General features: G+C 50.9%; 28 protein-coding genes and 1 pseudogene. 10 read left to right on the top strand and 19 right to left on the bottom strand.

Annotation, left to right across the window (positions count from 1 at the left end):
• Positions 1–194 precede the first annotated feature (194 nt).
• The 5 genes from EL633_RS23740 to EL633_RS23725 form a co-directional block, all read right to left on the bottom strand.
• Positions 195–968, bottom strand: a complete 774-nt coding sequence (locus EL633_RS23740) for an HAD family hydrolase (protein WP_161982381.1) — start codon at positions 966–968, stop codon at positions 195–197.
• 233 nt (positions 969–1,201) lie between these two features.
• Positions 1,202–1,363, bottom strand: coding sequence for an MFS transporter (locus EL633_RS36390; RefSeq protein WP_136624412.1), 162 nt, complete (start codon positions 1,361–1,363; stop codon positions 1,202–1,204).
• A gap of 211 nt (positions 1,364–1,574) precedes the next feature.
• Complete coding sequence (locus EL633_RS23735; protein WP_126629776.1) at positions 1,575–2,243, bottom strand: alpha/beta fold hydrolase; 669 nt, start codon at positions 2,241–2,243, stop codon at positions 1,575–1,577.
• A gap of 351 nt (positions 2,244–2,594) precedes the next feature.
• Positions 2,595–3,212 (bottom strand): protein-tyrosine phosphatase family protein, encoded by a 618-nt coding sequence (locus EL633_RS23730; protein ID WP_218027566.1) that lies wholly within the window; start codon positions 3,210–3,212, stop codon positions 2,595–2,597.
• Complete coding sequence (locus tag EL633_RS23725) at positions 3,184–3,786, bottom strand: nucleotidyltransferase domain-containing protein (RefSeq protein WP_126629775.1); 603 nt, start codon at positions 3,784–3,786, stop codon at positions 3,184–3,186. The genes EL633_RS23730 and EL633_RS23725 overlap by 29 nt, the downstream gene beginning before the upstream one ends.
• Positions 3,787–4,299: 513 nt before the next feature.
• On the opposite strand from EL633_RS23725, the gene EL633_RS23720 reads away from it, so the two are divergent.
• Together EL633_RS23720 and EL633_RS23715 are read left to right on the top strand one after the other, a co-directional pair.
• Positions 4,300–5,142 carry a helix-turn-helix transcriptional regulator gene (locus EL633_RS23720; RefSeq protein ID WP_161982380.1) on the top strand — a complete coding sequence of 281 codons (843 nt, stop codon included), beginning with the start codon at positions 4,300–4,302 and terminating at the stop codon, positions 5,140–5,142.
• Positions 5,143–5,302: 160 nt separating this feature from the next.
• On the top strand, positions 5,303–6,286 hold the full coding sequence (locus EL633_RS23715; protein WP_161982379.1) for a TAXI family TRAP transporter solute-binding subunit: 984 nt from the start codon (positions 5,303–5,305) through the stop codon (positions 6,284–6,286).
• A 291-nt stretch (positions 6,287–6,577) separates the two neighbouring features.
• Here EL633_RS23715 and EL633_RS23710 read toward each other — a convergent pair whose 3' ends face one another.
• On the bottom strand, positions 6,578–7,765 hold the full coding sequence (locus EL633_RS23710) for an acyl-CoA dehydrogenase family protein (protein ID WP_126629772.1): 1,188 nt from the start codon (positions 7,763–7,765) through the stop codon (positions 6,578–6,580).
• Between the two features lie 659 nt (positions 7,766–8,424).
• On the opposite strand from EL633_RS23710, the gene EL633_RS23705 reads away from it, so the two are divergent.
• Positions 8,425–9,300: a 5'-3' exonuclease gene (locus EL633_RS23705; RefSeq protein ID WP_126629771.1), complete on the top strand. Its 876-nt coding sequence runs from the start codon at positions 8,425–8,427 to the stop codon at positions 9,298–9,300.
• A 121-nt stretch (positions 9,301–9,421) separates the two neighbouring features.
• On the opposite strand, the gene EL633_RS23700 is transcribed toward EL633_RS23705, so the two are convergent.
• From EL633_RS23700 to EL633_RS23685, 4 genes are all read right to left on the bottom strand, one after another.
• The gene (locus EL633_RS23700) at positions 9,422–9,718 is read right to left on the bottom strand and encodes a hypothetical protein (RefSeq protein ID WP_126629770.1); all 297 of its coding nucleotides are present in this window, start codon (positions 9,716–9,718) and stop codon (positions 9,422–9,424) included.
• Between the two features lie 190 nt (positions 9,719–9,908).
• Positions 9,909–10,559 carry a DUF998 domain-containing protein gene (locus tag EL633_RS23695; protein ID WP_126629769.1) on the bottom strand — a complete coding sequence of 217 codons (651 nt, stop codon included), beginning with the start codon at positions 10,557–10,559 and terminating at the stop codon, positions 9,909–9,911.
• A complete protein-coding gene (locus tag EL633_RS23690; RefSeq protein WP_126629768.1) occupies positions 10,556–11,014 on the bottom strand; it encodes a nitroreductase/quinone reductase family protein in 459 nt (152 codons plus the stop codon). The genes EL633_RS23695 and EL633_RS23690 overlap by 4 nt, the downstream gene beginning before the upstream one ends.
• Before the next feature lie 104 nt (positions 11,015–11,118).
• Positions 11,119–11,745 carry a TetR/AcrR family transcriptional regulator gene (locus EL633_RS23685; RefSeq protein WP_126629767.1) on the bottom strand — a complete coding sequence of 209 codons (627 nt, stop codon included), beginning with the start codon at positions 11,743–11,745 and terminating at the stop codon, positions 11,119–11,121.
• A gap of 348 nt (positions 11,746–12,093) precedes the next feature.
• On the opposite strand from EL633_RS23685, the gene EL633_RS36720 reads away from it, so the two are divergent.
• Positions 12,094–12,237 (top strand): hypothetical protein, encoded by a 144-nt coding sequence (locus EL633_RS36720; protein ID WP_161982378.1) that lies wholly within the window; start codon positions 12,094–12,096, stop codon positions 12,235–12,237.
• A gap of 561 nt (positions 12,238–12,798) precedes the next feature.
• Here EL633_RS36720 and EL633_RS23680 read toward each other — a convergent pair.
• Both EL633_RS23680 and EL633_RS38380 read right to left on the bottom strand, forming a co-directional pair.
• A complete protein-coding gene (locus tag EL633_RS23680) occupies positions 12,799–13,098 on the bottom strand; it encodes a hypothetical protein (RefSeq protein ID WP_126629766.1) in 300 nt (99 codons plus the stop codon).
• Between the two features lie 78 nt (positions 13,099–13,176).
• Positions 13,177–13,319 (bottom strand): annotated as a pseudogene (locus tag EL633_RS38380) (IS3 family transposase); the annotation flags it as partial.
• A gap of 130 nt (positions 13,320–13,449) precedes the next feature.
• Here EL633_RS38380 and EL633_RS23675 point away from each other — a divergent pair.
• The 4 genes from EL633_RS23675 (at position 13,450) to EL633_RS38270 (ending at position 16,536) form a co-directional block, all read left to right on the top strand.
• Entirely contained in the window at positions 13,450–13,749 is a 300-nt protein-coding gene (locus EL633_RS23675) for a hypothetical protein (protein ID WP_126629765.1), read from the top strand.
• Positions 13,750–14,399: 650 nt separating this feature from the next.
• Positions 14,400–15,275: a DUF4097 family beta strand repeat-containing protein gene (locus EL633_RS23670; protein ID WP_126629764.1), complete on the top strand. Its 876-nt coding sequence runs from the start codon at positions 14,400–14,402 to the stop codon at positions 15,273–15,275.
• Positions 15,276–15,280: 5 nt separating this feature from the next.
• Positions 15,281–16,012 (top strand): hypothetical protein, encoded by a 732-nt coding sequence (locus EL633_RS23665; RefSeq protein ID WP_126629763.1) that lies wholly within the window; start codon positions 15,281–15,283, stop codon positions 16,010–16,012.
• Positions 16,013–16,350: 338 nt separating this feature from the next.
• Positions 16,351–16,536, top strand: a complete 186-nt coding sequence (locus tag EL633_RS38270) for a twin-arginine translocation signal domain-containing protein (RefSeq protein WP_126631866.1) — start codon at positions 16,351–16,353, stop codon at positions 16,534–16,536.
• Here EL633_RS38270 and EL633_RS37635 read toward each other — a convergent pair.
• On the bottom strand, positions 16,467–16,775 hold the full coding sequence (locus tag EL633_RS37635) for a hypothetical protein (protein ID WP_503826490.1): 309 nt from the start codon (positions 16,773–16,775) through the stop codon (positions 16,467–16,469). The two genes, EL633_RS38270 and EL633_RS37635, sit on opposite strands and share 70 nt — an antisense overlap.
• The gene (locus tag EL633_RS23650) at positions 16,712–17,377 is read right to left on the bottom strand and encodes a hypothetical protein (protein WP_126629761.1); all 666 of its coding nucleotides are present in this window, start codon (positions 17,375–17,377) and stop codon (positions 16,712–16,714) included. Before EL633_RS23650 ends, EL633_RS37635 begins: the two co-directional genes overlap by 64 nt.
• Positions 17,378–17,824: 447 nt before the next feature.
• Here EL633_RS23650 and EL633_RS23645 point away from each other — a divergent pair, with 447 nt between their 5' ends.
• Positions 17,825–18,037, top strand: coding sequence for an Os1348 family NHLP clan protein (locus EL633_RS23645; RefSeq protein WP_126629585.1), 213 nt, complete (start codon positions 17,825–17,827; stop codon positions 18,035–18,037).
• Between the two features lie 54 nt (positions 18,038–18,091).
• The gene (locus tag EL633_RS23640; protein ID WP_126629760.1) at positions 18,092–18,814 is read left to right on the top strand and encodes a helix-turn-helix transcriptional regulator; all 723 of its coding nucleotides are present in this window, start codon (positions 18,092–18,094) and stop codon (positions 18,812–18,814) included.
• Between the two features lie 133 nt (positions 18,815–18,947).
• On the opposite strand, the gene EL633_RS23635 is transcribed toward EL633_RS23640, so the two are convergent.
• From EL633_RS23635 to EL633_RS23615, 5 genes are all read right to left on the bottom strand, one after another.
• Positions 18,948–19,313, bottom strand: coding sequence for a DUF3224 domain-containing protein (locus EL633_RS23635; protein WP_126629759.1), 366 nt, complete (start codon positions 19,311–19,313; stop codon positions 18,948–18,950).
• A 39-nt stretch (positions 19,314–19,352) separates the two neighbouring features.
• Positions 19,353–20,429 carry an enolase C-terminal domain-like protein gene (locus EL633_RS23630; RefSeq protein ID WP_126629758.1) on the bottom strand — a complete coding sequence of 359 codons (1,077 nt, stop codon included), beginning with the start codon at positions 20,427–20,429 and terminating at the stop codon, positions 19,353–19,355.
• Between the two features lie 224 nt (positions 20,430–20,653).
• On the bottom strand, positions 20,654–21,823 hold the full coding sequence (locus EL633_RS23625) for a mandelate racemase/muconate lactonizing enzyme family protein (protein ID WP_161982375.1): 1,170 nt from the start codon (positions 21,821–21,823) through the stop codon (positions 20,654–20,656).
• Positions 21,824–21,840: 17 nt separating this feature from the next.
• Positions 21,841–22,605: an SDR family NAD(P)-dependent oxidoreductase gene (locus tag EL633_RS23620; RefSeq protein ID WP_126629756.1), complete on the bottom strand. Its 765-nt coding sequence runs from the start codon at positions 22,603–22,605 to the stop codon at positions 21,841–21,843.
• Between the two features lie 109 nt (positions 22,606–22,714).
• On the bottom strand, positions 22,715–23,512 hold the full coding sequence (locus EL633_RS23615; protein ID WP_126629755.1) for a FadR/GntR family transcriptional regulator: 798 nt from the start codon (positions 23,510–23,512) through the stop codon (positions 22,715–22,717).
• Positions 23,513–23,876 lie beyond the last annotated feature (364 nt).

Here is a 23,876-nt window from a genome sequence, read left to right as displayed (position 1 = left end):
CAGACCTCATGAGGACGTAGCGTATGGTAAAAATTGACCCGCGATTCTGCTGCTCGCAAGAAATGACCCAGCGTTCGATAGGAACGGCGTTCAGCTACTGCTCACTTGAAGGTTCCAACGAAACGCTCGGCAAACCCATTGTCTGTCGGAGGTCCTGCACGACTCATCGATTGGAGAAACCCTTTCTTTGGAATTTAAATTCTGGTGTGTAGGTTTTTCGTTTCCCTGTCATGTTTGCGTACCTCTCTTCTTTCACTATCTCTTTTACCAGATACGTTACACACCTTATCCAAGAACTCGACTACATTGCTGAGTTTGGAAATGCGATGCCCTCCTTTAGAAAAGAAACATTCCAGTGGGTCGTATAATACCGAGATGGCTCCTACGGACAAAGCCAGTAATCCATCCGCATCTGGACTGTCTCCCACATGGATACATTGCGCGGGTTCTAGCTGACAAGCCTGCGAGAACAGGCGAAAAATCGCAGGATCTGGTTTTCGGACTCCAACGACGTGCGAATCAAGAACCATTTCGAAATAGGAAAGGATATTGAGATCCTGCAAAATTTGGCGAAGGTTTCCATCCCAGTTGGATATAACCGCAAGACGAATACCGCGTTGACGCAAGCATTCCAATGTGAGAATGGCTTCAGGATCAAGAACCCACGTCTCTGGGAGCTGGTTCCAAAGTTCATGGATATCTTGAGCTAATTGTCTGAGATTTCCTTGAACGCCAGCAGCCTGAAGCCCAACTAGATGGTAAGTTAGCCACCATTCCAAGTGCTTGCTTGGCCCTTTATAGCGCTCTTGAAAAAAGCGTTCACAGGCAACAGAAGCCAACTTTGCTGCGTCAGGTGCTACTGTAATGCCAATTTGTTTGCACAAGTATGCGAAACGCCTCGTCTTATGTACCCAGAGGTGTATGAGGGTGTCTCCTGCATCAAAAGTGATAGCTTTAATTATGGGCAAAAATGTATACTCCTTAGATCTATTCGGAAATTCGTTGAAAGCCGCTTGAATTTAGGGCCAAACCTCGTTTCCAATCTTGTGCATCCTGGCTCCCCAGTCCCTCCTCAGCGCAGGAGCGCCATCGGCGAAAACGGATATATCCTGATCGATCCAGGTAGTGCGTAAACGCTATCGCCAAGGGCTCTACCTGTCAGAAGCAAACTGGCGAAGACGAAGGCATAGCCATCCACAATTCATTGCAGCCCGGTCACATTCGCGCCAAGATGCTCCTTGATATCGACCAATGCCACATTCACGATGGTGATATCGAGGATCGTCATAAGGTAGCCAAGGCAGAGAGCCAGCAGTGATATCATCGTCTGTGTTCTTGTCTGTTGAGATGGTGTCGTGATCATTTACTTCTCCTCTCTTTCAGTCGTCTTGCTGTTAGCATCATAGCACTATTACGGAGCTTTTTCTTGAGCTTGACCTTGCGCAAAAAATCTATCCAAGTCACAAGGGCACGATCGATCTCCTTTTTTTCCAGAACTTCATCGCGTGTCGCTGCCGAAAGGCACGCGATGAAGTTCTGATCTGAGGACGAGTGACACGTGAGTAGGAGAAGAGTCAAAGCGCTCCGGAATCAGCATTGGAGTTGGTGATCTCTTGAAGAAAGCTCCTCAAAAGCTGCTGGACCTGCTGTGGATGGGTGAGCCAGAGGCAATGCTCTGCTTCCTGAATTACATGCAAGCGTGCACGAGGCAGAAGGTCTGCAACTTGCTTCGCCGGCCAGTTTGGACGCAGATCGTTTTCTCCCTGAAGAATGATTGCTGGTATGTCTAACGTACGGATGCACTCAACCAATCGAGGAGCGCGCAAATAGGCTCTTCTTGTCTGCTGTCCCTCTCGATAGACCTCCTCATTCAGAGGAGAGGAGAAAACAGGCAAACGTTCGGTACGTTCCTGGCTTGCTTGCCTGAACTCTGGCCACCACTCGTCAGTAATACCGGTCCCGGCCATATAGACGAGTGCCAGGACATGTTGAGGATAGTTCGTTGCATAGTCGAGAGCCAGATCTGCACCCCAAGAGTGACCACCAATGATCCAGCGGTCATAACCAAAATCTTCGCGGAGCCTCTCAAGATCAGCCAGGCACGTCGCATGGTCATAGGGAGGTACGGCTGTCGATCGACCGCAGCCGCGTTGTTCCCATCGATGTACTTGGACAAGATCATCGATCATCGCAGCAATCGGGGCCAGGTAATCCTCGAAGCCAGGGCCTCCATTGCAGAGCATTATCGGAAGTCCCCTTCCCTGAGTACAGGTTCAGAGCTTGACGGACTCAAATGCGACAATACGTTCCTTCATATGTCTTTTCTTTCTTTATCATTGAAATAGTCGTAATCTCTTTCTCTCATCTTACAGACGGTTCTATTGTAGCACGGAACTTTTTTCTGGACTCAGCCTCGCGCAAAAAACCTTGCCGCACTGAGAAATGAGAATAGTATTGTATCATGATGAAATAGGGATAGAGAGCGAAACAGAGCATATATGCTAGTAAGGGGAAGCCATGTGTCAATGAGAAAATGAAATGATCACTTTTTTTCGTGGTGGCCTGGGGAGAAAGAAGACGTCATGCGGCTGATGTCATTCGATCTGAGGGAAAGCATCTCGACATCGATCCAGAAGCGTATCTAACCGCTTGTCTCTTGATTCGTGTGCATTTCTTCCTTGTCTTTTGACGGCAGCAATCGCTTCCTCATTCGACATTCCTCGACAGCTCACCAGCCAAGCAGCAAGGACATGGCCTGTTCGGCCTACTCCACCTGAGCAATGAACCACCGTTTTCTCCTGATGTAGAGTTCCCTCAATGAAAAATGGCAGAATCTGATTGATGAGTTGAACCTCTTCTGCGAGATGAAAATCATCAATGGGAACCCAAAGCACATTGTGCTCCCCAAACATTTGGCGATAGGCTCCAAGAAGGTCGGAGTATCCGTCCAACTGTCGGGAAGGTAATAAACAGAGAACGCGTGTCATGCCTTGTGCTTGCATAAAGGCAATCCAGCAGAGAACTAATGGGGAAGAAACACGAGGGAAAGGGAAACCAGGGCGACGTGCTCCAAAAACGAAAGGTTCCTGCTCAGAAGCGGCGCTGAAGCCGCGCTCTGGACGGCTCAACCACTCCGCAAGTTTCGTCAAGACCGCACCCATATGAAAGTTCTCTCCTGTTTGCTCAATTGGATATCCCCATCTGTCGAACATCTGATTCCTCTCCTCCAACCACATCCCAGTTGTTTGTTCTAAAGCTTTCGTACTCAACTGGCAGAGCAATGCCAAATCGCTCAAACAGTGCAGAAACATCACGATAATCATTTTCATCAAGGTCGTAGCCAGAATGAAACTTTACCATCCACTCGGCAGAAATACACTTTACCAAATATCCCTGTATTGACCCGGTGCCAGTCAATGACTCTAACGGATACTCCACGCCAAAAACAAGCTTTCCATGAGCGTCAAACGTGTAGGAGTGGAAATCGACCTCATGTTCCTGGTCATTGCCCATGACAAAGTTACAGTCGCGAGTATCATCACGGGGAACATCTCTGTACCCATGTGCTTCAAGCAGCGCACGGAGTTTTGGCACATCTTTGTGCTGTAAAGCGATGTCTAAATCTCCGTGTGAGCGAGTTTGCTCACCCAGCAGGGCATCGACGCCCCAACCACCATCAATAACGACTTCAATGCCATGTTGCTCGAAAAGCTGCATGAGTTGAACGACAACATCTCCACTCATTTCTGCGTTGCTTTTTTGCTCAAACCTTTCAGCTAGTTTCATATATTACCAGTGTCCCTCAACTTCCAAGCGGAACAAGCGTCCCGAATCTTTTACTTCAGCAGATTGATACGATGTACAACAGCGTGTGCTTTGGTAATTGTACCTCAAGTACCATATCTTTTGTGCTGGTTATGTGCTCGTGTGAAAATGAGAAGTATCTGTCAGTGTCATTCAACGTCAAATCTGGAGATGTCGCTGTTACAGCACGCTTCGCTCAGTCGTATCATCTTTATGCGTCGATCTGGCTGTCTACATGAGGTAAATAGACTCTCTTTAACAAATGGCTTGATGCTCCTCGTGGCAATGCGGCTGCGATCACTGCTGTATGCGAGCGATTGCGCATCTGTTTGACGAAGGAAGGGCTGAGTTAAACAGATATGTCGTAAAAAGATCAACACTTTGCATAGAATATATAAGGAAAGGCAGATCCATCGTGTGTGATAAAATTATGCCATGAGTGCAGTACTGGAACCAGAAGTCAAAGTATAAACAACCTTGATAAGGATGAAGGCAATGGATGAGCAAGAGCGGCGAGCGGCCTTAGCCCAGTTTTTGCGTACTCGCCGTGAGCGCATCTCTCCTCAGCAAGTTGGGTTACCGGTGGGCAAACGCCGCAGAACACCGGGACTGCGCCGCGAAGAGCTGGCAACGATTGCGGGTGTCGGGGAAACGTGGTATACCTGGCTAGAGCAGGGACGAGACATTACGGTCTCTGCACCCATATTGGAGAGCCTGGCAAACGTTTTAGCGCTGGATGCCGATGAGCGCGCGCACCTCTTTATTCTGGCGCGCAAGCAGATTCCCGCTACTTCCATCCCCGCGGAGCAAGCGGTGGATCCGGCATTGCAATTCATTCTTGATGCGTTGGGCGTCACACCTGCGTATATACTCAACCCTCGCTCGGATTTCGTGGTCTGGAATCAAGCTGCCTGCGACGTCTATACTGATTTCAGCGCGCTCTTGCCCCAGGAACGTAACTTCATCTGGTTTCTGTTCACGGACCAACGCTACCGCGCTCAGCTCATTGATTGGGAGGAAGAGGCGCAGCGCGCGCTGGCCCTCTTTCGAGCCAGCACCCAGCGCTACATTGGAGAAGCATGGCTGACAAAAATCATTACGGACCTTGAGCGTGTGAGTCCCGAGTTTTGCGAGTGGTGGCCGCACTACGATGTGCAGGCGGTGCATAACGAACCCAAACAGATTCGTCATCCTCTTGTCGGATTGCTGCTGATGCAGCCAACCATCTTCTATCTCGCGGACCATCCCAGTCTCCGTATGGTGGTGGATACGCCTATGGCTGGAACCAACACCCTGACAAAATTGATGACCCTTGCAGCCTCACGATCAGAGCGGTGACGTTTTATCCCGGTAGTTTCTATACCAGTATATTTTAACTCTGGTTCCAGTACTGCATTCATAGCATAATATTACCATACATGATAAATGTGTCTTTGCTCTTCTCTACAAGAAGCATTGATAAACTACCTATGTACAGACAAGAAAAGGAGTGATGAATATGGATGCTCAACCTATCGTTCCTGCTATCTCACCGTTGACGATCAGACCTAGAATATTCCTGGAGGCAGCCTCCGAAATGATGGACTCCGATGATTGGCCCTATCGTGAGGTGCGTGTGGAGATGCGTAGTCGCGGAGGAGAAACGGGTGTTTTTCGTCTCTTCGGTGCGAACCATCCAGATAGCCTTCAGGAGATGGCCGCAGGGACGCTTGATATTGCTATCCTGAATCCTTCAGCATTACTCACGATGGCGTACAAAGGAACGGGCGCATTTCACCAGCCTATTCCTGTTTCTACTATTGCTATGATACCGCATCATGACCAACTCGGTTTCGCCGTCACAGAAGCATCTGGCTTGCAGTCGTTAGATCAGATTCGTGAGCAGCGTTATCCATTGCGTGTCTCTGTACGCGGTTCTCTAGATGCGTGTACCACATTGCTCGTAGATGTGGTGTTGAAGGCCCATGGGTTCAGTTTGGAGGATATCGTCTCATGGGGTGGACATGTGTCGTATGATCAGCCTATGCCTGATGATCCCTCGCGTATAGGTCGAGTACAGAACAAGGAGTTGGATGCAATTTTTGACGAGGGGATTATGGTCTGGGGACATCTGGTGCATGATGCTGGTATGCATTTCCTCCCTATTGATGAACAGCATCTTACGGCGTTAGAAGCTCAAGGATTCAGACGTGCAACGATTAGCAAGCGTCTCTATCCACCATTGTCTATGGATGTCCCTGCGGTAGATTTTAGTGGCTGGCCTATCTTTGCCCGCCGCGAAGCCTCCGATTTGCTCATACGGCAATTTTGTGAGGCGTTGGAAGCGCGCAAGCAACAGATTCCGTGGAATTTGGGCATGGGAAGTCACGAGCAACCACCAATGCCACTTGACCATATGTGCCGTGATACACCAGTAACTCCCATTGATGTTCCGTTTCATCCAGCCGCAGAGCGTTTCTGGCGTGAGAAGGGATACCTCTAAACGTTCTCACTCAACTGAGGATGGCATGTGGAGAGTCGGAATAAGGGGATACTGACAGCCCAGGGTAGGTGTGAGAATATCCATCATCTGGCTGTCGGGCCCACCCTTGCAGCCGGTGATAATGCCCCGCTGCTATTGGCTTCTCCGATGGACATCCCAAGATGAAGTTGCGCAACGGAGATAAAGCCTTTGCCAGCCACGAGGAAGGGATGCTTTACAAACAGACATGAAACAGGCAGTGCTTGATGCACGGGGGAGGAGAGTAGCCCCCCGTGCTTTTTGTATATCGTCCTAGCGCGATGAGAACGCCTGCACACCGGTGATCTCGCGACCCACAATGAGCGACTGAATCGTATCGGTACCCTCGTAGGTGAAGACTGCCTCGATATCGGCGTGGTGGCGCGCGATATGGTATTCTAGTAGGATGCCGTTGCCGCCCAGCATCTCGCGCGCGTCTGCCACGACCTCGCGTGCCAGGCGCGCGTTGTTCATTTTGGCCAGCGAAGCCATCGCCGCCGTCATCTTGCCCTCTTCCTGTAATTGTCCCAGGCGCAGCGAGAGCAACTGCATACTGGTCACATTGGCCAGCATCTTCGCCAGTTTATCCTGGATGATCTGGAAGTTGACCAGTGTTTTGCCGAACTGCACCCGTTCTTGCGCGTACTTTAGCGCGATCTCGTAGGCTGCTACAGCGTGCCCCACCGCCTCCCAGGCCACGCCGGAGCGCGTGGCGGTCAGTACGCTTGATGTATCCTTGAAGCTGTGCGAATGGGCCAGGCGATTTTCTGCGGGGATGCGTACGTTTGTCAGGGTGATATCTGCTTGCCATACGGCGCGCTTTGCCACCTTGCCTTTCATCACCGTCGGTTCGAAGCCGGGGGTCCCCTTCTCGACCAGGAAGCCTCCGACCTTACCATCGTCATCGCGTGCCCAGATGATCACGACATCCGCGAAGGACGCGTTGCCAATCCAGCGCTTGGAACCGTTGAGCATATAGCTATCACCATCTCGCTGCGCGCGTGTCTCCAGTGCCACCGCGTCTGATCCGTGGTTTGGCTCGGTCAGACCAAAGGCTCCGATCTTCTCCATGCGCGCCATCGCCGGCAGCCAGCGCTGCTTCTGTTCCTCAGAACCCAGCATCGCGATCGATGACATCGCCAGACCCGAATGGACGCCGTAGAAGGTGCAGATACTGGCATCGCCGCGCGCCAGTTCGAGGCCGATCAGGCCCGCTGCCACTGTGCTCATCCCTGGACAACCGTAGCCCTTGATACTGCCACCCGCCAGCTTCAGCTGTGCCAGTTTTGGAATCAGTTCAAAAGGAAATGCTGCCCGTTCCCAGTAATCATTGATAATTGGAATCACCTCGGTATCGCAAAAGTGGCGTACTTTTTGACGAATCGTGCGTTCCTCCTCAGTGAGGAGTTCATCCATCAGATAGAAATCCGTATTAGTTGTTGAAGCAATATCTGTCGACATATCGTGTTATTCCTTTCCTCTCGTGGTGATGACGCATGTTTGCTTGAAGTTGGATACCAGGGTGGGATGTATCGATATCGCATAGTATATCGTAGCGTGACAGACTCATGCAGTGCAAGAGGGGGTCAGGCGCTTATGGGGAGGAGTCGGATGAGGATGGGTTTGGTAAAGGGCGAACCGGTACATTGATGCTGTTCTCTAAAAAACCACGTTGTTCAGCACCTGCTATACTGGATTTCCCGCATGTTTCGTGCTAAGCTGGGACATATACCTGATGAGCTTTCTCGTCATGAACCACCCGCTGAAAAGCGGGGGCTTGCAACCGGACGAAAGGATGTTTGCACGCCGGACATGACCAGACTCAGGCTTGAAAGACAGCCTACGTTAGGAGCGAAATGAGGTACGTTGGAGTGCGAGGCCAGCTCCAACCTCTACGGCGGACGATTAAACAGAGGGAGATGGTGAACTCAGTGTTGTCCGCGTCAAACCGCTCTATAACATTGTCGAGGCCATATTCACCCTGGAAACAGGAGGCTCTCAAAGGAGCAAGCAATCATGTGAGAAGGCATTGGAGGATATTTCTTCACGTGCCCTCTGGCGATGTCTCTTGGAGCGTGATTGGATCATGCTGAAATGATAGAAGGAGCATTGGATATTTTATGAAGATCTATCTGGTGGATGGGACCTATGAGCTATTTCGCAACCACTTTGGCGCGCCGCCGCGCAAGGCACCGGATGGGCGCGAGGTTGGCGCCACGTTGGGCCTTTTACGTAGTCTGCTGATGCTGTTGACGACGCCTGGTGTCACGCACGTGGCCTGCGCGTTCGATCACGTCATTGAGTCCTTCCGGAACGACCTGTACCCCGGCTACAAGACCGGTGCGGGGGTTGACCCCAACCTGCTGGCTCAGTTCTCGCTGGCCGAAGAGGCGGTTTCCTCGCTTGGGCTGGTGGTCTGGCCGATGGTGGAGTTCGAGGCCGACGATGCCCTGTCCAGCGCGACCGCTCGTTTCAAGAACGAAGATGGAGTCGAACAGATTGTAATCTGCTCGCCGGATAAGGATCTGGCTCAGCTGGTCTCTGGAAGCCGCATCGTTAGCTGGGACCGTCGCCGCAATATTCTCATGGATGAGGTGGGCGTGGTAGAGAAATTTGGCGTCCGCCCACCGTCGATCCCCGACTGGTTGGGGCTGGTGGGCGATGCGGCCGACGGCTTCCCCGGCATCCCGGGCTGGGGTGAGAAATCCGCGGCGGCCGTGCTTGCAAAATACGAGCATTTGGAGGCGATCCCTGCGAACCCGCAAGCCTGGGGGGTGAGCGCCAGGAGCGTGGCGCGTCTGGCGGAGAGTCTGGCCCAGCACAGGGAAGAGGCGCTGCTTTACCGCAAACTGGCGACCCTGCGCGAAGATGTGCCATTGAAGGAAACGCTCGCCGATCTGGAATGGCAGGGTGCTTATCCAGGGCTGAAAGATGTCTGCCATCGGCTGGGCGATGAAAAGTTCCCCGGGCGTGTTCCGAGGTGGCGTGAGAGATGAACGTGGCAGTGCAAATGTTGTTTGTCGAATAAATTGGAACTGGCTCGATCCTGGTGAAAACACATTCGGAGCGCCTTTGTCAGTTCTGCTCATCATTCACCAAAATTGTGCCAGACCCGGCTTACGCCTGTTTCTCCTCAGGTCGTTGTGGTGGATAGGACAGATAGGACAAGCACCAGCCGATCATGAGTAGCACGTAGACCACGCCCACCTGCATGTGAATGGTCCAGACCACATGCAGAGTGGAAACAACCCAGATCATATAGACAGCGTAAGGAGCGGCAGTGGCAATCGCGGCAAAGATGCGCATTTCAAGGACACGCGTGGGAGACGGTTTCAGATACCAGTAAGCCAGGTCGATGAGTGCGCCGCCCAGCAGAAAGACCGGCTGGAGCAAAGAGATCAGGATGGGAGCCATCTCGAATCCTTACACGCTTCGGGATGGCTCAGAGGCAACGTAAAGAGGGATGAAGCCATTTTCAAAAATTGAATGAAGCCAGATGAAAAGTGGCTTTACAAGAATGTCGTCTACATACCAATCTCTCGTGGCGTCACCGTCACCTTTCTCCGACTGACGGATTGCCGAGGCCACTCTCACCTGCAATGTGTCACCTTTTTGTTCCACCTGCGGGCAACCCCCTGGTGGAAATGGAAAAAAGATGCCTGGCTAGCCCGATGAGCCAGACGCTATCGACACCGAGCAAAACGCGCTCCGTTATCCCCTTGTATGCGAGGGGACTGGCCAGAAAGACGATCAGGGTGACAAACATGATCAGCGTCAGGAGCAACGACGGACGCGCAAACGCCTGCCATTGCGCGTGACGACGAAAGTACAGCGTATAGAAAAGAGCGCTGAACACGAGGCTCAGCAGGGCGATGAGTGCCACGAAGCTGTGAATAAAGCCACCTGGACTTACCGGTATGCCGCTCTTATCGGTATGATAAACACTCAGCACCAAGACGCCCAGGCTCCAGCAGACCAGGAGGACCAGACCGGCGGGCCGTTTGCCTGCATGGCAAACGGCGAGTGCCAGCACCAGGGCAACTGATCCCAGACCCAGCACCACAAAACCTAGCGTCATGAGAACACCATACGCGCCAAGAGCATATTCGCTCACTGTGTGGCTCAGTGGATCATCGTCTGGACGTAGTCCATGTAGCACAACCACAAGAGCGAGAAAGCAGGCAAGACCCACAATGCTCAACAGCGCGAACCATCTCACGAGAGAGTTTCTCTGCAGACCCATCATCATCTTCATGAGAGAGGCTCCAGACGGAAGACAACGAACTCCTGTTTTTTTGAGCGCATCTCTTCGGCAGATGCAGATGCGGGAAAAGGGAACTGCTGTAGTGCCCAGTCCGGTAACTGTGCCATATATGCCTGTGTTGCCCTGATCGCTTCGTCATCGAGCGTCAGCGTCGCACGCACCTGCTCCCGTTGACCCTTTGCGACCAGCACGCAGGTGCCAGCAGCAAGAAGATTATACACCCAATCGCGCCCACGACTGGGAGCAATCAGATAGCGTTGTTGCTGATACTGGTACACGGCGAGAGGCACCCTGTGCGACTCTCCCGTTCTCCGTCCTCGTATCTCTACGACGCGATACACCCCCACCTCGTCTGTATATGGCTGCACGTCCATACCCAGAATTCGCTCCACCATCATACGATTGCCTGCTCGAACTGTTTCTCTCGCCAATGGTTGATTGTACATTCTCTCTCTCCTTGTTATCAATTGATAACATACAGCTAAAAAAAAGCCGCTTCTCTAGGTCAATACGTCCCACTTTTCTGGAAAAGGCCTGCTCCTCCTCTCCTTCATCCTTGAGACTCGCTCTGTTGCAGCAGCCCATAGAGGAGAAGATCGACCATACGATCGGCATGCTGCAGGCGCGAACGGCTCTGCCTCGACGGTGCAGCGGAGTCGTCGAGGAGGCGAAAAAGCACAAACGTCGCCTCGTGTGCCTCAAGACCTCCTTGCGCCGGGCTGCGCAGTAATCCCTGCTCTATGCCTTCGTGAAAGAGCGCGGCAATCGGCTCGAGCACCAGGTGTTGAAATGCGCTGGCCGTAGCCTGCCGATGCTCCGCATCCAGCTGGTGCTCGATATCATGAAACATCTGACTGGCATCTATCCATGTTGCAGGCAGCATGCGCGCGATCAGATACAAGCGCGCAAGCACGTCTTCGTTGCGTTCAAGCAGGTGCAGCAAGCGCCCATGCAGGAGATTGAGCACCTCTAAGAGCACGGCGACATAGAGCTCTTGCTTCGTTGCAAAGTGCCGGTAGAGGGCAGGCTGCGTAATGCCACAGGCAGCAGCGATATCACGCGTCGAGACCGCGCTGTAGCCCTGCTGCATAAAGAGACGCTGTGCAACCTGCAAAATGAGCTGGCGTGTCTCGTGTGCTCTGTTCGTTGAGGACGAATCTTGCGATGAACGCGGCATGCGATCTTCTTTCGTTTACTGTTATCATTTGATAACATTCTACAGCCTCCCGATCCTCCTGTCAAGGTAGATCATAGATATGCAGCATGGTTTCAGTCCGTTTCTTGCAATCGCACGATGCATAGCAAGACGATTATCAGGTAAATAGGTGCGTGTCAAGAAAAGGGAATGACGTCTCGCCAGTGGATGTGGTAGCGGTTGGTTGCCATGAAGCCTGCAAAATCGTGGCATTTTATCTGGCAATCACGCCAACAATTGGTTCTTACATGCTCTTGGTAAAGGATGATCTTGTTTTCGAGGTATCTGTAGATTGTTCTACATGAATAAGTATACGTGCGGAAGGATCATATGAAGAAGATAGAAGCGCTCGCACCGCTTGCCCTCCCTGAGGAACTGGAAATTACAGAGATCGAGATGAGTGATGAGAGTTTCATCTGGAAACAACGCATGCTCTTCACCCACCGAAATTCAAGCCAAAACAGGCCGCAGTGAGTTAGGCAAAGCGAGAAGAGCGTCTGGCCCGCTACCAACAGGTTGCGTCCCCCTGGCTTCTCCCAGGAAGCGATTGCCAGCCAGGAGGGAGTTGCCTATTCCACGGTTTCCCGCTGCTTGAATGCTGGCTCGTTCCCAGAACAACACCCACGTTCGCGAAAGATGGAACTTGACGCATACCTGGCTTATCTTCGCCAACGATAGGAAGCTGGTTGTCACAATATTGCTCAGTTGTATCGAGAACTGGTGGATCGTGGCGACAAACACTCGTAGTGGTCAGTCTACGAGCAGTTGGTCCAATTCCTTCCCTCTGGGAGAAAGAATCAAGAGATGTCCAACCAGTTTCCTTGCCCGGCAGGCGGTTTTCCTTTTTCTTCACCGGGCCTCAGAACTGGAAGCGGGCGAACAAGAAACTAGGAGTGAATGAGGAGACATCTGTCTCCCTCGAGTGTAGACAGCGCCTGCTCTGGAGGCCAGTCCTTGCTCCACAGTTTTACACCTGATTATGTGGAACAAATGTATAAAACGTATGGTTTGCTGTGGATATCTGCGAGTCTGTTGCTAATAAGCGCCAGGAGTCGAGGTGGAAGGCTGCGAATGCTGGCGAACATGTAGCGTCTCGGGTGTGAACTGGTCCCCACCTCGCCTCTGGATGCCAGCCCAGGTGGGTATAATGGTATAGTCCGAGCCCGTGGCTGGGGGTGTCCTGGTTCCCTGGACCGAGTTGGAGGCGTGGTGATGTTCGAGGAGGGTCTCGCTGGTAGTCCTGGTTGCTGCTGGCTTTTGTGGGTGGCTTGGCGTCGTCACTGGTGTTTGCTGCTGTCCTTCGTTTTCCCTGGCGAGTACAGTCCCCTGCACCACCCCATCGGCTGCTGCTGCCGGCTTGGGTGTGGTATACGTGTGGGTGTGCCGGCGATTTTCCTCCTCGATGGCACTCTAATGGTCACTGCTTGAAAAAGCCTCCTGGCTATGCTGCTCCAGTTTCTTGCGCCATTGATGAATGGATGAATGGATGAGCCTGCCATGCCGAGTTTCCTGGCAATCTGGGTAATGGGTTTGCTTGACGTCTGTGCGAGTCGCACTGCTTCTTTTTTGAACTCTCGCGTGTAGACTTTTTGAACCTTTGATCCCCTTCCTGATTGTGATCAGTCTATCTCAGCTTCGGGGATTCTCTCAAATCGGTATCATGCACTGAGACATCAACAGCGCAAGTTGCAGGTTCCTCTGCGCCAGCAGGTCGTTGCATACCTGATTCAGTTTTATGATGGTCGCAGCGTTCCGTTTGACCGGCGTTTAACGCTGCGTGTGCTTTCAACCAATACGCGCATCGAGAACCAGGGGGCGGCTGATTTCTATCTCTGTGAACCCCGTGACAGGCAAGTGCAAAAGCTAGCAGAATACCGGGATGAAATGCGTGCCTTTACCGAGTTTCTGAAGAAGATGTATATCTTACAACGCGCTGAAGGTGCTTCTGAATTGGAAAAAGAGGAAACTGCTTCTTCTCATGCCTGAGAACGTGACGGGGTGTTTCATCGCTTGACTTCTCGATCGCTCGCCCAAGGTAACTGGGAAGGTTTCCTTCACAAGATTGAGACCTTCCCGGCTTTTACTGTTTCTTTGTGTGTTATTTGATATGAAACCAGACAATAGTTCTGCTCAACTTCATCGCTTGAACACTCTATCAGGTAACTTGCAACGCGAGAAAAAGGAATCATATGCCCAGAAGGACCCAGCGCATACGTGCCAAATGATCGGAAACCTCTTGGTCCTTCCCGCAACTTTTGCTTGAGCTCATGGAGATGTTCTCTGATCAGGAGATTCTTTTGTATCGTCCTTATATACTGTCTACAACCGCTTTTCCGTTTTTGATTGGCTACGTGAGAATAGCTTGTTACGACTGTGGATATATCGTTAGTATTGTAAGGCTGCAGAGGTGTCAGTAGGCGAAAAGGGCTGGTTTGAAGTGGAACGCATGTTTTGAAATTATGAGACTTGTGTTGGGAAAAGCAGCCTGTTTTATAATCAGGCTGCTTTTTCTTGTAATTTGTTTGTTTGCATGTTACATTTAACACATCCATTGATGTCTATCAATGTGATGCTTTATCAACCTCCACTTTAAACATCAGCAGAAAATGTATTTTTGCTGAAGGAAGATTTCGTTCATGTTTGCACCCGGTCAGAGGCCACGACGACAACGTGTCCGTGGTTGTTCTTGTCTTATTACGACGCTCCTCCTACTTGTTATCGCAAGTGGATTGGCCTGGTTTGCGCTTCCTCCTATACGCGACCTGTTCCATACTGGGGCCCCTCTCACTATCTCTGTCCCGACTTCATCTACACTATTGATTCGCAATGACGCACGCAATAATAGCGAACTCCTCCCGCGTGAGGCGGCACACATCCATATTCATGCAGGTGAATCTGATCGTGAAGTACGTATACAGGCCACAAATATCCCAACTATCGGTGAAGCACTGATCACCTATCACCAGAGCCCAGATCATACGCTTACCTTTATCGATGTTGATCGCACGTATAAGGGAAGTATCGAGATCACTGTTCCGGTCCGCACAAATATTCAACTGGACTCCTATGAGAATGGAGCGGATCTCGCCGGGCTTGCAGGAAGGTTGGTGCTCAATACCTATAAAGGGAGCATACACATCTCTCATACAACCTTAACGGGACCTTCTTTCTTCTCCAGTTATCAAGGTGCCATTGTGGCTGATCATGTTATTCTCAAGTATGCAAGCTCATTTAAGAGCTATAAAGGAGACATCACGTTTCAAGGTATGCTTGCACCTCAAGGCGATCATTTTTTTTATACGTACAACGGTGCAATTACACTCCTGCTTCCCGTTACCTCTTCCTTTAGCGTAGATGCCTATACCTATAAAAATCAACTCATCACTGATTTTCCAGGCTTGCGTCCCAATAATAGATCACTCCCGAGCACAACAGGTTACGCCCCACAGGCTCACTTGCACCTCTTCACCTATCAAAATACGATTAAAATTCAGCGTAGCGCAGAGGGATAATGTCAATGTATTACACTGAGCAGCGGAAGCGCAGGCGAAGGTCTGGTCCATTATTTGCTACACTCATAATCCTGTTTGTCTGTGCCGGGATTGGTTTCTTTCTTTATCGTGGACTCGCGCCTACGGTAGTAACGATGAAGTCACATCCGATTGTCGCAGTAGAATCCTGTAGCGCTATTCATGTGACAGGAACAGCACATAGCAATGATGTCATTATTCAAACAGTCGCCGGTGGGAGTTATCCCAAATACCAGAGCGAGACCGATGGCAACGCTCTCTACATTAAAGGACGTCTCTGCCTGAGCATAGACATACAGGTTCCTGTGCATACGGATCTGCACCTTATCGCCTCTAGCAGTATCGACGTCTCTAACGTCACTGGTGAAATGCAGCTAAAAGGGGGCACCATCCATCTTTTCCAGAGTACCGTGCAGGGGAAATCTACCTTGAATAGCGGCAGCGATCCCCTTTTTTTCAAGAGTTCTCTTGATCGACAGGCAACGATGACCGTTCAGGCAATCAGCGCTCTCGTTGATATTGAATTACCACAGAACTCCTCGTTTCATTTAGATTTGACTGGTTCACCTTTCTCATTCAATACGACGTTCCCTGATATTCAACTCAAGGTAGTAAATAGCTCACACGTGGCCGATGTCCACACCCATATTGGCTCGAACCCTGAGGCCAGATTGAGCATTCAAGCCATTGACGCTCCTGTCTTACTTACTGGTGCTTGATCTATGATACCTGCTTCTTGCACTGAAGGCTCATAATTTCCATGTGTATAAGAGCCCATTAAAAAATGGGCTTCCTTTCCTCAGCATTATGCTCATTGGCAATGCGAATAAAATAGTGACTTCTCTGTCTTTAGAGAATTTTTTTACCAGAAAAATCTATTTCTCTATAGCTTCCTTGAATACAGCTTTTCGAAAAAAAAGTATCTCTCTGCGTTTAAGATCGCTAAAATATAGACAGTACCTTTTAACTATTTTTAGCTTTTACTGTGCCTGTCCCCAACTCCTATCTGATATCTTTTAATTATGCCGCCGTAAAGAGGAAATATATCTATTTATAGATAGACAATAAATGGAGGACCACCTACGCGAGTATCCAGGTCAAACGGCGTGATTTTCTCAAGGCAGCGAGTGTCGGTGTGGGGGCCGTCGCTGTTGCTTCCAGTTTTCCGCAGAGTCAGACCGCCACTGCTGCATCTGCGTTTCCTACTTTAGCTGCTCCTATTCCCCCGGCCAAATGTGATTGAGCCTGGCATGTGCTCAACCGTATCTCCTGTTGCAAGAGATGAATGGTTTTGCGTTGGAGCTCCTGATAGCGTGTGGCAGACTGGTTTCGTAGCCTTTCCTGTAAGAGGGCACGCAGAATAGGATGGCAGATATACACGCCAACCTTCCCCTCATCAATAGATTTTTCATCGCGCATCACAAAGGGACCTTGTTGTTCGGCATAAATGAGCCGTTCTGCAGAATTTGTTGTCTCAAGCAATCTATCGCAGAGGGGCGCAGTGAGTTGCTCAAAGATAGAAACAGCTTCATTGAGCGGCTCTCAAGTACCAGCACGCCCCGCTGAAAAGGGTGTTCCAGGAGATGATTGAGCAGGCGATGAAGCGCCTCATGCGGTTGTAGTTTATGATAATTACACATTGCCAGTACAAAGTGCTGTGAGATCTCCCCATTGAGCTTTGTAACCATCAGATCAAGGATGCTTTTCCAGTACAACTCTCCGTCTGGATGTTCGTTTATTTCGACATCTTCTAATGCAAGGACAGCCGCAAAAGATGGCACGAGTTGAGGAAAGTTCTTTTGTACGCTAGTCAGTAGTCCTTTGAGAAAGATCGCCGGAGTATTGGTCTCCTCAAAAAAAAACCAGCTGCAGATAATCTGGTGCTGAAGAATAGTATCAACGAGGAGCGTCGTTTTCCCATAACCTGCGGGAGCACAAAGAAGAATAAACTTGGTAGAGGTGGCCTTTTTGGTGTCTGGACCCTTGATATGCTCCGCTAATAAATGAATTAAAGACTCACGATGTAGGATAGGCATAGGAAGGATTGGAGCTTGAATATTGTACTGCCATAGATTGGTATTCATTGTCTATCCTCGCGCAATAAGTACAATAAAAAATACTCTAAGAAGAGGAGCATCATTATGACTTTTCCTCCTTATTAATTAAACGATATTTTGGAACTATTACTAGTCTTTTCACGTGTAAAGGGCATCTCTACCAGGAAAATAGGAGTTATGGTTTCTCGTTATCCTGCAGTAGTGACTCTTCCCTTGACACTTTTTACTGGATTTCTGACAGATTTTTGACAGAAGAGCAGTATGCTTTGAAGAGAGACAAGTGGTGCCTTTGGTAGAAAGATAAGATTGACAGAATACTAGATCAGGGTAAAGGGGAAAACTTATGCTATCCAGATTCATGCAACTTCTCTCTTCTTACGCAAATCTCCTCCCAATGTTGTTCGCTGGCAGTATTGATAGTATGTGGATAGACGATGACTACGATCCCTGGGATTAAATTGCAAAAGGTGTGATATGTCATGGAAGGTCATCAACAAACTCTTAATTCGAGCCATCATCGATGCACGCTTTGCCAGGAAACTGCTGGCAGATCCGCTCGCGGCAGTCCATGAAGTCGAGCTTGAAATAACACCGGAAGAACAAAATGTTCTCCGTAACGCCAGAGTAGAGGACCTCTCTGACTTGAGCCAGTTATTGATTAATCAGTTAGAGTATGACGAAGAGTGAAATGAGCCGAGGGTGCTATCCGTTGTGTATGGACTATCAAATAAGGAGGGATGGATGCTGCGTTCCAGTAATCCAGTTCAGCGTAACCTTACTCATATCTGGTTTGGCTTGCTCACGATAATGAGTTGTGGAATCGTTCTTTTTCTCTTTCTTTTGTATGATACGAGACTGTTTGCCCATATATTTTTCATCATGCAACCACTTGGGTGGATCCTGGTGTGTGTCTGGAGCAGCATCATTATGCTTTCACTGGCACAGCAAATGGGGTATACACGTATAATGCGTAACAGCCTATCGTTGTGGATACGTGCAGATCCTCTGCCAGTGATTGAGATGGCATCAGCTGACCAGAGCAAAAATATAGACCACCAGTTAGCGACCCAGGTGATAGTGGCCCTTGAACTGCCATTTCAACATATGGGGGTACGTACTGAAAACCACCAGGAGGCAATCGAACGGGCTATGCATGCTCTATGTTGTCACTCTGACCTGAAGAAGCAAGCCTTTTCTGACTATGTGCTGCAGCTACTGCTGGTCGCGCAGCAAAACTGGCTAGACCTGACCACCTTCTCGCCCCGCGAACGAGAAATCCTGGAGCTTCTCCTGCAAGACATCTCCTATCGAGAGATGAGTAATCGTCTGCATGTCAGTATGAACACGATCAAGACCCATATCTACCATATTTTTCAGAAGCTAAACAGTTCTAATCGTCAAGAGGCCATTCAATTGATTCGTGAACGTGGCTGGTTCTCATCCATGAACAGCATCCAAACGTAGAGGGTGGGCATTAAATCGTTTGTAAACAGTGTGTATTGAGCCGACACCGCAAACATGCATATTTGCGGTGTCGCGAGATGCTCTATTCGATGTCGTAGTCGAGGGTGAACGTCGCCTCGTGCTCATCGTGGTGCTACCCACAGTGCCCCCGCAATCCTTGCAATTCGCCTGTGCCGGAACCCGGGACAACGTATCCAAAGGAATCTGTCACGCTGCCAGCCTCTACCGCCCCACCATGTTGAATGACGAAACTCCCTGAGCGGCTTCCGATGCGCCCGACGACTCTCTCTGTGGCAACGTACCCAGCCGAGCCGTTGTCTGCCAGGCACATGAGGAGGACGGCTGTACTCTCAGCTTTGATGTCACCCTGGAAACTTCTCTTCACGTCTGTTTTCAAGAGCTTAGCATTTTCCTTTGGTTCATCCCTTATGGAAAGGATGGATACGGGTGATGAACACCTTGGAAGGCGTTCATCTTGCGACCCATTTTTCTTCTTCATGATTTGTGTGTCAATGTCAGCGCTTTAGCGCGGGGAGTTTCAGAGCCGAAGGGCGTCATCTTCCCAGGTGCGTGTTCCCCAGAGGGATTCGGTGCCAATGCCGGGCGCCGTTGGCGCGTGTACCAGACCATGCTCATCTACAGCTGGTTCGCGTACGACCGGGTTGGTTAGTACAAGCGATTCATAATACGTGGTATTGGAGATCGCCATACAGAGATGCTGATGGACAAGTCCGCCACCATGGACCTCCGCTCGCATCTGGAACGCGTCTGCCAGGTGGGCAATACGCATGGCTCCTGTCACGCCGCCCTTGAGTCCAGCGCTGGTCCGTACAAAGGTAGCGCAGCCGGAGGTGATAAAATCGGCGGTATTCATATGGGCACCATCGGACGTTTCCGCTACGAGCAGGGGAACGCGCACCGCCGCCGAGAGTTGTTTATAGGCGGTGATGCTGAACTCGCGCATCGGCTCCTCATACCAGAGATAGCTAGCCTCAGTCAGGGCATGACCAAGGTAGATCGCATCTGGCAGGTCGAAGCCGGCGGACCCATCGTACATGAGGGGAATGGTGGCTCCGACATGTTTGCGTAAGGCAAGGCAGAGCTCTGCGTCTTTGCGGGCATCACCCCAGGCGTGTAGTTTGATCGCCGGATAGCCCAGCGCGAGGCACTGATCGGCCACATCGAGGTATTCCTCAATCGATGCAAAGGTGACGGTACTGGCATAGGCCGGGATGGTGTGACGATAGCCACCGAGAAGTTGATAGAGTGGCAGACCCGCTACCTTGCCAGTCAGATCCCAGAGTGCTATATCAACCATGCCCAGCAGGTAGATGGGGAGTTCCTCGATACGATCAATCTCCCAGATACGATGCCATAACCATTCTTTCTGTAGCGGGTTCTGACCGATAAGTTCATCACGCAAGCGGCGCTCAACGATATCATCGAGGATCTTTCCACGGTTAGTCGTAGCGATACCTTCGATACCCTCATCGGTAATCAGGCGTAGTATTCCGCTGATTCCTGCCGGTTCCGATCCTGGCAGGCCGGTTCTCCAGCGAAAAGGAGGCGCGGCAGGCCGTTTGATAAGATGGACTTTCACATCAACGATGCGCATAAATACTCCTGAACTTTCAGATTTTCGGCTGCGGCCAATTGTGAATCGGGCGAGCCAGAAAGAATCACATTCATGCCCAGATTTGGAAACAGAAAATGACCGCTATTGTTACGAATTACCGTAACATACCTGTTACCCCCTGTCAATAGTATGACATATTTTTTACGAATGATTGGAATAAGTATGATAAATCTAACGCGAGGTTTGAACGTATGGGCGGCAGATCAGGCGACGCTATAGCGTTTGAGTGCCTCGCGATTAAGTTCGATGCCCAGTCCCGGAGTGGATGGCAGGATGATTTGTCCATTGTGGAGCTTTAGTCTATCGCTGACGACCTCGCGACGTAGTCGTGAACTGGAAAGTTCGGCAGGCAGGAACTCGATATAGGGGCAGTGTGGGGTCACAGCGGCCAGGTGAGCGGCAGCCGCGATAGTAATCCCCGTTTTCCATGCATGTGGCACGATCAGGCGCCCCCGTTCACGTGCCAGCTCGCAGACGCGTAGCGCCTCCGTGAGTCCTCCCACACGACCCACATCTGGCTGTGCCACGCTGATCATGCCCTGATCCAGCAGTCCCAGGAACTCAAAGCGAGTCGCTAGCCATTCACCCGCTGCAATAGGAATCGGCTGCTCCTGAGTCAGACGCGCATAGCCCGTCAGGTCATCGGAAGGCAGAGGTGTTTCCAGAAAGAAGAGGTTGAACGTTTGCCAGTCACGGATCGTGCGCAGGCAGGTATCGGCGTCCGGAAAGGCATACTGCAGATCGACCATCAGCGTGAAATCCAGTCCGACCGCGTCGCGCACGGCCGCGATGACCTCCGTCACGCGCTCGAAGGATTCGTATAGTCCGTGGTGGCGATAGGGGCCGGAGAAAGTGGCTTCCAGCTTGGCGGCCTGGAAACCCTGTTGCTGGGCCAGAAGCGCCCACTCCACCATAGAATCGCGGTAAGCCGTAAAGCTGGACACCTCTGGCTGTAGTGAGGCATAGGGGGTGATGGTAGGGCGTGGCTCACCGCCCAACAGTTGATAGCATGGCTGTCCCAGAGCCTTCCCGCGCAGATCATGCAGGGCGATATCCAGGGCGCCCAGAGCGTGGATGAGCGCGCCACGCCGCCCATTCATCGCCGATCCGATGTACAGCCTCTCCCACAATCCCTCCACATCGAGCGGATCCTGACCACGCAGCATCTCGCTCAATCCCTGGCCCATAGTATGGGTGCCACGTGCCTCGATGCAGGCGCGGGCAATCCAGGGATTGACATCGCTCTCACCAATGCCGGTCACGCCTTCATCGGTATGGATCTCGACGATAATATCGTCCTGGGCCGAACTGCTGGCCTCGATATTTACATCCGGTACCAGCAATACGTGGCAGTCAATATGTGTAATTTTCAACGAGTTTTCCTTTGATGCTAAAAGGTAATAGTCAGTCCGCCATCGATTACGAGCACCTGTCCTGTCATATAGCTGCATTCTTCAGAAGCCAGGAACAGGGCCGCCGACGCTATCTCCTCTGGTTGTCCTGGGCGGGCCAGTGGGATCTTGCGCTGACGCACATACCATTCCTCAAATGCCTCTGTCTTGAGCGTATCGACACCATCGATGATCGCCATCGGAGTGGCAATGGCGCCTGGTGCCAGCGCATTGACCAGGATACCATATTCAGCTAGGTCGACCGCCAGGGCACGGGTGAAGGCATTGATGCCACCCTTCGTCGCAGCGTAGGCGCTCACCGCTGGCTCCGCCGCGATAGATTGTGTGGAAGAGATATTGACGATCCGTCCATACTGCTGTTCGACCATGTGTGGAGCTACAAGTTTACACAGCACAAACTGTGCCTCGATATTGACCCGGTGGGTGTGTTGCCACTGTTCGAGTGTGGTATCCAGAAAAGGCAGAGTGTATTGGAAGCCAGCGTTGTTGATCAGGATATCAATGCGCCCATGCTGCTGACGAACTTGCTCGACGCAGTCAGTGAGCGCGACATGATCCTGAAGATCGAGTTCATAAGGGGTAAACGCGCAATAGGTCTGCGCCATCTGCCGGAGTGCCTCACCAGCGAGCGCCATGCCGATCACGTGTGCTCCCTCTGCCATAAAGCGGCGCGCGATGGCGGCACCAATGCCTTGACTGGCGCCCGTGACGATGGCGATGCGTCCTTGTAATCGTGGTGACATCGCGCTGCTCCCTTTCTTGTGAGCTAAACTGCCAGACACTCGTTCCCGTTATGCTTTTTTCTCATGTAATATTTACCGAATCCTGGTTTTGTGTGGGTGCGAAAGTCGCTTACTGTGCCTCTGTTTCAGAATTGTTTGTTGGAGAGTGGGGAGAGGCATCCGGTGCCAGGTTGGAGGCATGTAACCGTCGCCGTACCTCTTGTTCATAGCACTCCTCTACTGTTTGTATATGGGTGCGCATCGCTTGAGTAGCGGCATCCCGATTACTCCTGGTGATTGCTTCGAAGATTTCGTGGTGTTGTTCCACAGCCAATCTTAAAGAGCCGGGTGTAATACCCGCGAGGATAATGTGAATCGCCCAACTCTGGAGTTGGGTTACTTTACTGATGGATGCGATCAAGAAGGGGTTCCGAGTAGCCTGAGCGATTGTCTGGTGAAAGGCGTTATCGGTTCTGTCGAACTCCACTAAATCCATCTGTTCCGCACTCTCTTTGTGCCGTGCTAAAAGTTCTTCTATGGCACGAACCTCGCGATAGGTAATCTGCTCTGCCGCCAGTCCTGCCGCATGTATTTCGAGGAGCTTGCGGAATTCAAAGAGGTGATGCATTTGTGAAGGTTCAATTGATAGAGGAATATCAATAGATGCAATTGTAGCGGCATGCGCTGGTAAGGCATCAGCGACATAGAGGCCACTGCCTTTACGCGCAAAAACCTGTCCGGTTGTGACCAGTACCTTGATTGCTTCGCGCACAACCGTTCGGCTGACTCCGAGTTGGAGGCACAATTGTTGTTCGGTTGGGAGACGGTCACCAGCTTTGAGCTTGTGGACGTCGATAAACTCAGTGATTTTTGCGGCTACCGTCTGGTAGGCCGGTTGATAGTAAGCTGGCTTCGCCGTCGGTTTCATGCTTTCCTTCACGCTGGATTCCTTCTTAAAGAGGTTTTTCTAGCTCTCTATTTATATCTTAAATACGCATACCTGTCAATAGGAGAAAACGAAAAGCTGTATGACACATTTGGGGGGACATGATGTTGCTTCCCTCAGCCGGGAGGAGAGGAGGAGTGATTATTAGCCATAATTCATGGGATGCGTGGCATTATACAGACAAAATCTGTGGGTAGAGGGAATGAATGATATGCAATCGCTAAATTAGTAGTATTTATATTGACAAGGTTTGTAGAATATGTTATTAGATAACCTGAAAGATGTAATACAAATTCGTCTTTATGAGCATCGTGGCCAATTCTTTGATGGTATTGCCGGGCAGAGC

The sequence above is a fragment of the Dictyobacter alpinus genome (assembly GCF_003967575.1).
Taxonomy (GTDB): domain Bacteria; phylum Chloroflexota; class Ktedonobacteria; order Ktedonobacterales; family Ktedonobacteraceae; genus Dictyobacter; species Dictyobacter alpinus.
The sequence above is the reverse complement of the archived record's forward strand: the minus strand, read 5'-3'. Positions and strand labels throughout refer to the sequence as shown.

Coding starts and splice junctions, on each gene's coding strand:
- EL633_RS36390 (WP_136624412.1), bottom strand. CDS start 1,363: ATGATCACGACACCATCTCAACAGACAAGAACACAGACGATGATATCA.
- EL633_RS23735 (WP_126629776.1), bottom strand. CDS start 2,243: ATGCTCTGCAATGGAGGCCCTGGCTTCGAGGATTACCTGGCCCCGATT.
- EL633_RS23730 (WP_218027566.1), bottom strand. CDS start 3,212: ATGTTCGACAGATGGGGATATCCAATTGAGCAAACAGGAGAGAACTTT.
- EL633_RS23725 (WP_126629775.1), bottom strand. CDS start 3,786: ATGAAACTAGCTGAAAGGTTTGAGCAAAAAAGCAACGCAGAAATGAGT.
- EL633_RS23720 (WP_161982380.1), top strand. CDS start 4,300: ATGGATGAGCAAGAGCGGCGAGCGGCCTTAGCCCAGTTTTTGCGTACT.
- EL633_RS23715 (WP_161982379.1), top strand. CDS start 5,303: ATGGATGCTCAACCTATCGTTCCTGCTATCTCACCGTTGACGATCAGA.
- EL633_RS23710 (WP_126629772.1), bottom strand. CDS start 7,765: ATGTCGACAGATATTGCTTCAACAACTAATACGGATTTCTATCTGATG.
- EL633_RS23705 (WP_126629771.1), top strand. CDS start 8,425: ATGAAGATCTATCTGGTGGATGGGACCTATGAGCTATTTCGCAACCAC.
- EL633_RS23700 (WP_126629770.1), bottom strand. CDS start 9,718: ATGGCTCCCATCCTGATCTCTTTGCTCCAGCCGGTCTTTCTGCTGGGC.
- EL633_RS23695 (WP_126629769.1), bottom strand. CDS start 10,559: ATGAAGATGATGATGGGTCTGCAGAGAAACTCTCTCGTGAGATGGTTC.
- EL633_RS23690 (WP_126629768.1), bottom strand. CDS start 11,014: ATGTACAATCAACCATTGGCGAGAGAAACAGTTCGAGCAGGCAATCGT.
- EL633_RS23685 (WP_126629767.1), bottom strand. CDS start 11,745: ATGCCGCGTTCATCGCAAGATTCGTCCTCAACGAACAGAGCACACGAG.
- EL633_RS36720 (WP_161982378.1), top strand. CDS start 12,094: ATGAAGAAGATAGAAGCGCTCGCACCGCTTGCCCTCCCTGAGGAACTG.
- EL633_RS23670 (WP_126629764.1), top strand. CDS start 14,400: ATGTTTGCACCCGGTCAGAGGCCACGACGACAACGTGTCCGTGGTTGT.
- EL633_RS23665 (WP_126629763.1), top strand. CDS start 15,281: ATGTATTACACTGAGCAGCGGAAGCGCAGGCGAAGGTCTGGTCCATTA.
- EL633_RS23650 (WP_126629761.1), bottom strand. CDS start 17,377: ATGAATACCAATCTATGGCAGTACAATATTCAAGCTCCAATCCTTCCT.
- EL633_RS23645 (WP_126629585.1), top strand. CDS start 17,825: ATGTCATGGAAGGTCATCAACAAACTCTTAATTCGAGCCATCATCGAT.
- EL633_RS23640 (WP_126629760.1), top strand. CDS start 18,092: ATGCTGCGTTCCAGTAATCCAGTTCAGCGTAACCTTACTCATATCTGG.
- EL633_RS23635 (WP_126629759.1), bottom strand. CDS start 19,313: ATGAAGAAGAAAAATGGGTCGCAAGATGAACGCCTTCCAAGGTGTTCA.
- EL633_RS23630 (WP_126629758.1), bottom strand. CDS start 20,429: ATGCGCATCGTTGATGTGAAAGTCCATCTTATCAAACGGCCTGCCGCG.
- EL633_RS23620 (WP_126629756.1), bottom strand. CDS start 22,605: ATGTCACCACGATTACAAGGACGCATCGCCATCGTCACGGGCGCCAGT.
- EL633_RS23615 (WP_126629755.1), bottom strand. CDS start 23,512: ATGAAACCGACGGCGAAGCCAGCTTACTATCAACCGGCCTACCAGACG.